The sequence below is a fragment of the Bradyrhizobium sp. 179 genome, assembly GCF_023073535.1.
Lineage (GTDB): Bacteria > Pseudomonadota > Alphaproteobacteria > Rhizobiales > Xanthobacteraceae > Bradyrhizobium.
Genome location: NZ_JADPJR010000132.1, coordinates 1 through 1,348, shown reverse-complemented (window position 1 = coordinate 1,348; position 1,348 = coordinate 1). Strand labels below are relative to the sequence as shown.

The 1,348-nt window shown below is 63.4% G+C and carries 1 protein-coding gene; it reads left to right on the top strand.

Annotated features, from left to right (window positions below; translation table 11 throughout):
- On the top strand, positions 1-1,098 hold a 1,098-nt coding region (locus IVB12_RS30940; protein WP_247304926.1), incomplete at its 5' end, for a helix-turn-helix domain-containing protein.
- Positions 1,099-1,348: the final 250 nt, after the last annotated feature.

Here is a 1,348-nt window from a genome sequence, read left to right as displayed (position 1 = left end):
AAGACCGGCTACAAGATCTTTGGCCGGTACAAGGAACACGGGTTCGAGGCCCTGACGGACCGGTCGCGACGGCCGGTGCGCTACGCCAACCAGCTGCCGCAGCAGCTTGAAAGCGAGATCGTCCGCCTGAAGGCAGAGAAGCCACATTGGGGAGCCCGCAAGATCCGCGAGCTCCTGGTGCGGCGACTGGATGGTGACGTCAGGGTGCCGGCCAAGAGCACCATCCATGCCGTGCTCGATCGCCACGGCCTGGTCAAGCGCGCCCGTGAACGGAAGAACCGCGCGCAGGGCACGCCGCTGTCGGCCGGCGCCGTTCCCAATGACCTTTGGTGCGCCGACTTCAAGGGCGAGTTCAAGCTCGGCAACGGACGCTACTGCTACCCCCTCACCGTGACCGATCAGGCTTCGCGGTTCTTGCTGATGTGCGAAGCCATGGAGTCGACGCGAGAGGAACTGGCAGTGACGGCGTTCGAGCGGCTGTTTGCCGAACGCGGGCTGCCGCTGTCGATCCGCTCCGACAATGGCGTGCCGTTCGCCAGCCCCAATGCGCTGTTCAATCTGTCAAAACTCGCGGTCTGGTGGCTTCGCCTCGGCATCGCGATCGAGCGCATCAAGCCTGGCCATCCGCAGCAGAATGGCCGCCATGAGCGCATGCATCTGACGCTGAAGCAGGAGGCGACCCGGCCACCGGGCGCGAACATTCTGCAACAACAAGGCCGCTTCGATGCCTTCGTTCACGAGTTCAACATAGAAAGACCGCACGAGGCGCTCGGCATGAAGTGTCCGGCGCAATTGTATGCGGCGTCACCGCGCCGCTATGACGGCCTACCCGAACTGTCCTACCCATTCCATGACCGCGACGTCCTTGTCACGGCCTGCGGCCGGCTCTGCCTGCATCGCAAGAGGATCAACATCTCGACCGTGCTGGCCGGCCAGAAGCTCGGCATCAAGGAAGTCGACGACGGCATCTGGCTCGTCAGCTTCATGCACTACGATCTGGGATACTTCGACCTGGAGCAAAAGACCTTGCAACCTCTCGACAACCCATTCGGCCCGAAGCCCGTCACCGAGGTCTCCGGTACGACATCGTCGCTCTGACTGATAAGGCACTCTTGCTCATTCTTGGGCATGGCCAGCCACTTGCTTGGCCGCGCTGAGCGGTCAACCCCCGAAGCCCGCAGGGGCGCGCCCCCTTGGCGCGGGGTTGACGGCGAAAGTGCGTGCCGAGCAATAATGGTCCGGCGCCATGAAGGCGTGGACTGACCCTGCAACCCTCGACACCCGAACGGCACGAGGTTGTCACCCATGTCTCAGGTACGACCTGTTACCCATGTGTCCGGGCCGGACA